Source organism: Methanomethylovorans sp., from assembly GCF_041305605.1.
Lineage (GTDB): Archaea > Halobacteriota > Methanosarcinia > Methanosarcinales > Methanosarcinaceae > Methanomethylovorans.
In genome coordinates this window covers 1-7,654 of record NZ_JBFYLB010000043.1, presented here as the reverse complement: position 1 = coordinate 7,654, position 7,654 = coordinate 1, and the positions used below count along the sequence as shown (strand labels likewise).

The window sequence follows — 7,654 nt, the reverse complement described above, 5'->3', positions numbered from 1 at the left end:
GCAGATACATGTCTCCCTCCAAGGCCCTTATCAATATTTATATCTCTTGCATCCACATCCAGGTATCTTCCTGCGGCATGTATCCTACCCTGTTCTGAGATTACAAATACTCCGTCCAGTTGTGCAAGTTCCTTCACTGATTCCCAATTGTGTTCTTCAAGAATGTTGCTGTCTTCCGGCGTTTGTCCCAGGTAGGGGTTAATGATCAGGGGATGTGACCTGTGCATAACTTCATCAACATCACCTACAATGAGTGCCGTGCCCACTTTTTTACCTTCGCGTCCTTTTGTAGCAACGTCAAAGCAAATGCTAAGGACGGCACGTACAACTTCAGGAGATATGCGCTCCTCACATTCCCGTATTTTTTTTACCATTTCGTTTTCCTTAAGGTTATGGACCACAATGGCACAGGAATCTATGCTGCCAACAAGTCCGACAACAGTTCCTTCTGAAATATTTCCCAGCACATGCTCTATAGCAGCTATGTTTTCCAGCTCTTCCAGCTTATGATAAGATTGATTGATCATCTTATCTGTGAAAGTGCGTACTCCTCTTCCCCCATTGGAAAATATAAGGTGATCTATAAGTTCTTTCTGATCACTGAAAGCATGGTAGATTGGAATATTTGTTCTGACATCCTCAAAACAAAAATCGCCAGCCAGGATTATAGCGGAAGAGCCAATCCCTTCTGCAAGATTCACAGCAGTTTCGATGAAAACGTTATTTTTTTCCATGCAATCCTCTCTTTCACCTGTGCCCTCCGATCCACTGCTATAATAACCAGCGATGATTCCTTTTTGTTCCATTTGGTCCCCTCTTTATAATATTATATAAACATCTTATCTCTATTAAAGGTACCTATGTAAGCCTGCAGCGTCAGTATTTTATCTTTCCAGCTCCACTTCTATAAAGGTATTCTTGTGATCAGGACATTCGTGGCTGTTGACCTTCCGGAAGAATCCCATGCAAAGATATCTGGGATACAGTCAAAGTTTATTGGGCCAGGAGTAAGGCCAGTAGATCCCAGTCTTGTACATATCACCCTGAAGTTTCTTGGAGATGTTGGTGAAGCACAGCTGGCGGAGATCATCAGTGCTCTTGATAAAGTGGATTGTCCTTCATTTGATTCAAAAATTTCTGGGGTGGGTGCTTTTCCAGGTCTGAAGAATCCCAGGGTAGTATGGCTAGGTGCAGATGGTGATTATTCCTGTCTTCACGGGCAAGTAGAGTCATTACTGTCAGGAATAGGTTTTAAAAAAGAGACTCGCAAGTTCACCTCGCATGCGACCATTGCTCGGGTCACATATTTGTCTGGTTCCCGAAGGAAAGAGCTCATTTCAGCAATGGAATCTCTAAGAAATTTTGATGTAGGTTCTATGCATATTGATACTATCAAGCTCAAAAAAAGTACTCTTACGCCGGAGGGTCCCATTTACGAGACCCTGCACGAGGTAAAACTGCTCTGAATTACAAATTGTGGATCGCTTTCAAGTTGAAGTGATCTCATACTTATGGAATCCACTGGACCTTACTATCCTTTTGTCATTTGTTATCAGAAGACATTCCGTTCCGTCAAGTTTCTCGATCATCTCTAGGCCATCCTTCTCTCCTAATACGAATACAGAAGTTGACAGAGCGTCCGAGTCTATACCAGCAGGAGCGATGACCGTAGCACTGATCAGGTTCTGGGAAGGATATCCTGTACGGGGGTCAGCAATGTGTGAGACCTTCGCCTCTTCGCTAAAATACCTTTCATAATTGCCGCTGGTCGCTACAGCCATGTTTGTGATCTCAATAACAGTTATAACCTGTTCGCTCATGTTTGGATTCTGTAGTCCTACCTTCCAGGATGACCCATCGGGTTTGTGACCAATGTACATCCCATTGCCTCCGGCATCAACAAAACCCGACTCTATTCCATCATCTCTAAGTGATCCAATGGCAAGGTCAAGGGCATATCCTTTCGCTATTCCGCCCAGAGTAATCTGCATCCCTTTCTGAAGGAATATATTATTTCCTTCTATCGTTATGTTACTAGCATTCACAAATCTGAGTGTTTCATGTAGCTCTTCTTCAGTAGGTGGTTGATGCGTGCCTTCAGGTATGAATTTGCTCTTCCATAGGTCAAGAAGAGGCAGCACTGTTATATCAAAAGCTCCGTGGGTAATATGCTGATAATATATAGATTTATTGATTACGTATCTAACGCCATTGCTTGCATTCAAAAGTTGTGAATCTTTATTGAGTCTGCTCAATTCGCTGGTGTTATCAAAATAGTCCATGTTGGAGTCAACATCATAAACTTTCTGGAAAGCATTGTCAATTGCCTTCATGGCGTGAGTACTGTTAGTGTCCGCTACTTGAATAGTTATTATAGTATCCATTATAACTCTGGTGTCGTTATAGATTTGTGGTACTGATTCCTGGCTGTTTGTATCCTTGTCAATACAATTTATCACGAATGATACTGATAAAATCGCTATCAAGGCAATAGTAACAGTTTTATACATCATGGATTATGAAATGACATAATCAATCTTAAACTTAATCAGAACTGTAACAGTCATCTTGTTAGTTCATTCGTGGAAATCTTTGGTCAAAGGAAGTGTAATCATGAGCGATCACAGTGGAGCTTCACCTACGGGCTCGCATTCCAGCAAGGACAAATACCTTGTGGTAGCGATCCATCAGATGATGGAAGAGTACGGATGGAGAGGAATTGAAAAGCAGTTTGGTGTTGTAAAACATCATATTATATACGTGAAACCGGATTCCCCTCTTGAGAAAATAGAACTCAAGTCCAATATACTTGGCAATCACATGGATGTTGATTTTCTTGGTGTGACCCCCAAAAAAGGCATTTTGGACAAAGTTTTTGATTTTAATGTACGCGTTGTACGCAAGACTTTCGAGATCGATAAATACGTCACGAATGACTTGAAAATTACAAACGAACAGAATCTGAGGAACACTGTTATTGTCGCTATAAAAGAGCTTGAAGATATTGCTTCCAAAAAGCCCGAGGATGTCTCAGAAAAGTGAGTGTGATTAGAGTATGAAAGCCAATTTTCTCATTATCATTGCTATATTGATGCTTTTCATATCCGGCGTGTATGCTTATGCCGGATATAGCGGAAATGAGGTCCTTTCATCACATTATATGACAGATCAGAAATGGTCGGACAAAGTGTGTATGGGATGTCATTTAAATACACAAGAGGAGGTCACTGGTTCTTTCCATGTGCAACAGGACATGGCTGAATGGTCTTCTCTTATGGGCCAGGGTGTCCTGCTGAGTAGCATGGACAAAGAAACGTGGTTAAAAACGTATGGTTCGCTGCACCCAGGGGGGGGAAATCTTGAAGAATATGGTGCAGATGTGGATTGCATGGTCTGCCATGAACAAAAAGGCCGCTATGATTATCAGGCTCGTGTTGAAGCCATCTCTTCTGGAAATATCGCTGGTGCAAAAGAGGCAGCCATCGAAGAAGCTAGCAAAGAGGCACAGAAGGAACCTCTGTATGTGGCAAGCTATATGTTGAATATTCTCACACCACTGCCAATTGTTACTGAGATCCACGATGAGGTCAATGCAGGTCCTACAAATGAACAATGTGGTACTACTTGTCATCAGAATGAAGCTGCCACCAGTGCAGTTACATGGATGGCTGCTAATTCTAACGATTATGATGTTCATGCAGATGTAAATTGTGTGGAGTGCCATGAGGCAGATGAGCATCAGGTAGGTCGCAGGATTCCTCTTGATTCCACTCATGAAGACTATGTGGAAGTCAAGAGCTGTGACTCTGAGGGATGTCATGCAGGCATTTCCCATGGTGACATAGTTGATTCTCATCTTGAGACCCTTGAATGTGAAACATGTCACATCCCCATGTTACCGGGTGGCAATCTCACAGGCGTGACCCCGGTAAGTGGTTTCAGCTGGGAGAACGGAGTTCTTGAAGAGACATACCAAGAATCTGATTTCACACCAACTCTTGCCTGGTCTGAAGGAGTATACAAAGAGAAACTACCAGTGATGGCTAGCAAGGATGCAGAAGGTGTTAAACTGAACACTTTCAACGTGATAACCGGTGTATGGTGGGATGAGGGACAGGACCAGGATGTTCTGAACAATCCTGACAACAGTTCTTCACTGGGCGATCCAATACCGCCATCTGTGGTAAAGGCAGTTGATTTCAATGGTGATGGCAAGGTCACATCTTCAGAGGTACGTTCCTATGATGGAAACCTTGATAAACAGCCTGATTATCCGAATGCGGTACTCCGGCACGTTGATCTTCTGTATCAGGTAAGCCACAACATTGCAAGTACCGATGTTGGTATGGCTGATCCCCTGAGATGTGCTGATTGCCATGGCAGTTCAGAAGCTCTTCATATTAATTGGGAATTACTGGGTTACGATAAGGATCCTGCAGGAACAACAACCCCTGCTCAGGAGATCAGTGTGACCATACCCGGACAAAAGCCGGTAGAGGTAGAGAGGGAACCAGCACTTTAAGGAGTGAATCATAATGGAAAGTAAACGATTAAGTAAATTACCTGAGAAAGTGATTATTCCCCTTAAGCAGCACAAAGGAATCCCATGTGTTCCTATGGTTAAAAAGGGAGATTTAGTGGTCATAGGCCAAAAGATAGGTGATTGCAAGGATAACCATGATTCATCTGTCCATTCAAGTGTATGTGGTGAGGTTCTCTCTATTGAGATGGCTCCACATCCTGAGGGTAATAAGGTCCTGAGTGTTATTATCAAGACCACTGAAAGTGATCAAACGGTGGGATTTTCTCCGAAGAAGAATCCTTCACAAAAGGATCTCATCGAATTGATAAAGAACTCAGGTATAGTGGAACACTACGGTGTTCCAACACAAAGTGTTCTAAATCCCGACGGTAAGAATATAGACACAGTACTGATCAATGCCACATCATCTGAATGGATAGGCGGTAAATTCAACACTCCGGAAGAATATGGTACTCAGATGCTTGAGGCACTCAAGCTTTTGATGAAAGCGGCTGGTGCATCCAAAGGTGCCATTGTGATCCGTAGTGATGATCCTGAATCAATAGCGGCGTTTGGAGGGGTAAAATTTCAAGGAAAACAACTGGAAGTAGCTCCTCTTATAGGTAGTCGCAGGATAGGCTATTACTTAAAGGATCAGGAATCTAACATTGTGGTGGTTTCCCAGAAGCGGATATATGGTAAACGTATTCTTAATTTCTTCACTTACAATGTAACAGGAAGAAAAGTCCCTGCTGGCTGTACTCCTTCAGATGTCGGTGTAGCCATATGCGGTGTGAAATCGGCAAAAGCGCTATACGATGCTGTATACGAGGGAAAGCCATACTATGAGACAGTGATTTTATTGGACGGTCTTCCCAACTGTCCTTCCCTTGTACTGGTCAGAATAGGTACACCTTTCAAAGACGTGATCGAGGCATATGGAGGTTATCCCAGTGAATCGGGCAAACTTATTGCTAATGGAATGAGGACTGGGGTTGCCCAGTATACTGACGAAGTTCCTGTAACAAAAACCACCACTCGGATCTCTTTCCAGAAACCGGAAGATGTATCCAAAGATGACGTAATTGCCTGTATCCATTGTGCAGCATGTGTGGATGTATGCCCTGTGGAGCTGCTTCCAAGTAAAATTGCTGCTCTGGCTGATCAGGGTCGTTTTGATGAATGTCGTCAGGTACATATCGAGAATTGTATTGAATGTGGAAAATGTGCAGTAATCTGTCCTTCCAAGATCCATATCCTGCAGTTGATAAGGTATGCCAAGAATGCCATTGAATTGGCTTATGAAGACACAGCTGCGAAAGAGTCTTCGAATATTAAGCTTGGCTGTGCCTGCGGAGGTGAATAAATGACTTTTACCATATCTGCTCCCCCTCATAGAAAGTCAAAAGTTACGTTCAGATCTATTATGTGGAGCAAGGTGCTGGCCCTTGTGCCAGTGAGTCTTGTATCTATATATTTCTTCGGCATACCTGCCCTGAGTATAATCCTTGTAAGTGTACTAGCGGCAGTGGCAACAGAATTCGGTATTCAGAAATTATTCAAACAGAAGGTGACTATACAAGATGGCAACGCGGTTCTTATGGGACTCATGTTGTCCCTTTTGATGCCTTCCGAAGTTCCTCTGTGGTTGCCTGTAGTAAGTTCTTTCTTCGCTATAGCTATTGGAAAGCTTGCTTTTGGTGGGATTGGTTCCTATGTCTTTAATCCGGTGCTTGCTGCCTGGATCTTCTGCAAAACTGCCTGGAGCGGTTTTATGACCCCAGCATCGATACCTCATATCGGCCAATTATCCGATCTATTGCTTGAGCATGGAGCTGGGTTTTTGGTTGAAGTGTCTCCAATTGCTTTGATTGGTGGTGTTTACCTTATTTACAAAAGATATGTGGAATGGAGAATCCCGCTGGCTTTTTTCCTTACAATGGTAATCTTCCCGCAGGCTCTGAATGTATTGTCACCAATTATTCAGCTGGCAAGTGAAGGCGTACTGAATCCTTTGATGTACCTCTCCCGATTATTCGGATTTTTTGATCTCAGCGGAGAACTAAAATATTCGATGGTAGGTATGGTTTTCTTTGGTATACTATTCATTGCTACTGATACTCCCTCAACGCCTCTTTCAAAGAAAGGTCGTGTGATCTATGGAATAATATGTGGTCTGTTGGTATCTATATACGGTTATTTTGCAAATTATGTGGATGCCACATTTTATGGTTTATTCCTTGCAAATTGTGTAGCATCTTTTATAGAGGTAAATACCGCTCCGGCTTCTTTTGGAACAGAAGGCTTGCTTGGGAAATTGTATGCACGCATTATGAAAAAGGTGCCTTCAGGCTTAAAGATGGAGGTGTTATCAGATGACTGACAGTAACAAAGAATTTTTTATGGTAGTCACTAAACTTGTGGTTATCTCCGCAGTGGCTGCTGCACTTCTTGGTATCACTTATGTGCCCACCCAGGCACAGTTTACGAAGAATCAGGAGCAAGCTATGAACTTGAAACTTTTAGAAGTACTGCCGGATGCAACCTTTGAGGCTGTATATGGGGATCAGGTAAACAGTGAAACAGGTGAGAAGGAAATACTCTATTACCGTGCCAAGGATGCATCAGGAAATGTAATAGGTTATACATTTTTATCTTCAGAAACTGGTGCCAAGGGTGATATCGTGGTTGTAGGTGGTGTAGATTCTACATTCAGCACGATCACTGGAATGAGTGTCCTGTCCCAGGCAGAAACACCGGGATTAGGATCGAGGATAGCAGAGGACGCTTTTGTGGACCAGTTCAATGCTCTCCCACTTAGCCAACTCAGCCTTTCAAGTTCCGGTGGCTCCATTGACTCTATCACAGGCGCTACAATCTCTTCCCAGGCTGTAATAGATGCCCTTGACTCAAAAGTCGAATCAATAAAAAGTATTGAGGCATAAGGTGAGATAATGGACCCATTAAGCGAATTCATTCGAGGTATTACTAGGGACAATCCAACATTTGGTCTGGTACTGGGCCTTTGTCCCACTCTTGCAGTAACAACATCAGTAGAAAATGGTATAGGGATGGCGGCAGGCACTGCTTTTGTGCTGATATTCTCCAATCTCTTTGTATCACTTGTGAGAA

General features: G+C 43.0%; 9 protein-coding genes. 7 read left to right on the top strand and 2 right to left on the bottom strand.

Annotation, left to right across the window (positions count from 1 at the left end; all coding sequences use genetic code 11):
* Positions 1–806: DNA integrity scanning protein DisA nucleotide-binding domain protein (locus ACCM36_RS02945; protein ID WP_370572234.1), on the bottom strand; the 806-nt coding region annotated here is incomplete at its 3' end.
* A 114-nt stretch (positions 807–920) separates the two neighbouring features.
* Between ACCM36_RS02945 and thpR the strand changes: the two genes are divergently transcribed.
* Positions 921–1,466: an RNA 2',3'-cyclic phosphodiesterase gene (thpR, locus tag ACCM36_RS02940; RefSeq protein WP_370572233.1), complete on the top strand. Its 546-nt coding sequence runs from the start codon at positions 921–923 to the stop codon at positions 1,464–1,466.
* A 21-nt stretch (positions 1,467–1,487) separates the two neighbouring features.
* Here the strand turns inward: thpR and ACCM36_RS02935 are convergent, their stop codons facing one another.
* Positions 1,488–2,384, bottom strand: coding sequence for an FAD:protein FMN transferase (locus ACCM36_RS02935; RefSeq protein ID WP_370572232.1), 897 nt, complete (start codon positions 2,382–2,384; stop codon positions 1,488–1,490).
* A 229-nt stretch (positions 2,385–2,613) separates the two neighbouring features.
* Between ACCM36_RS02935 and ACCM36_RS02930 the strand changes: the two genes are divergently transcribed.
* From ACCM36_RS02930 to ACCM36_RS02905, 6 genes are all read left to right on the top strand, one after another.
* A complete protein-coding gene (locus tag ACCM36_RS02930) occupies positions 2,614–3,042 on the top strand; it encodes a hypothetical protein (protein WP_370572231.1) in 429 nt (142 codons plus the stop codon).
* Between the two features lie 13 nt (positions 3,043–3,055).
* Positions 3,056–4,522 carry a methanogenesis multiheme c-type cytochrome gene (gene mmcA / locus ACCM36_RS02925; protein WP_370572230.1) on the top strand — a complete coding sequence of 489 codons (1,467 nt, stop codon included), beginning with the start codon at positions 3,056–3,058 and terminating at the stop codon, positions 4,520–4,522.
* A 13-nt stretch (positions 4,523–4,535) separates the two neighbouring features.
* On the top strand, positions 4,536–5,888 hold the full coding sequence (gene rnfC / locus ACCM36_RS02920; protein ID WP_370572229.1) for an Rnf electron transport complex subunit RnfC: 1,353 nt from the start codon (positions 4,536–4,538) through the stop codon (positions 5,886–5,888).
* Positions 5,889–6,905, top strand: a complete 1,017-nt coding sequence (gene rnfD, locus ACCM36_RS02915; protein WP_370572228.1) for an Rnf electron transport complex subunit RnfD — start codon at positions 5,889–5,891, stop codon at positions 6,903–6,905. It abuts the gene before it with no gap.
* Complete coding sequence (gene rnfG, locus ACCM36_RS02910) at positions 6,898–7,467, top strand: Rnf electron transport complex subunit RnfG (RefSeq protein ID WP_370572227.1); 570 nt, start codon at positions 6,898–6,900, stop codon at positions 7,465–7,467. Before rnfD ends, rnfG begins: the two co-directional genes overlap by 8 nt.
* Before the next feature lie 9 nt (positions 7,468–7,476).
* Positions 7,477–7,654 (top strand): Rnf-Nqr domain containing protein (locus ACCM36_RS02905; protein WP_370572235.1); only part of this gene is annotated, 178 nt, incomplete at its 3' end.

Excerpts from the sequence above, each read along its gene's own strand:
- ACCM36_RS02935 (WP_370572232.1), bottom strand. The coding sequence starts at position 2,384 with ATGGATACTATAATAACTATTCAAGTAGCGGACACTAACAGTACTCAC.
- ACCM36_RS02930 (WP_370572231.1), top strand. The coding sequence starts at position 2,614 with ATGAGCGATCACAGTGGAGCTTCACCTACGGGCTCGCATTCCAGCAAG.
- mmcA (WP_370572230.1), top strand. The coding sequence starts at position 3,056 with ATGAAAGCCAATTTTCTCATTATCATTGCTATATTGATGCTTTTCATA.
- rnfC (WP_370572229.1), top strand. The coding sequence starts at position 4,536 with ATGGAAAGTAAACGATTAAGTAAATTACCTGAGAAAGTGATTATTCCC.
- rnfD (WP_370572228.1), top strand. The coding sequence starts at position 5,889 with ATGACTTTTACCATATCTGCTCCCCCTCATAGAAAGTCAAAAGTTACG.
- rnfG (WP_370572227.1), top strand. The coding sequence starts at position 6,898 with ATGACTGACAGTAACAAAGAATTTTTTATGGTAGTCACTAAACTTGTG.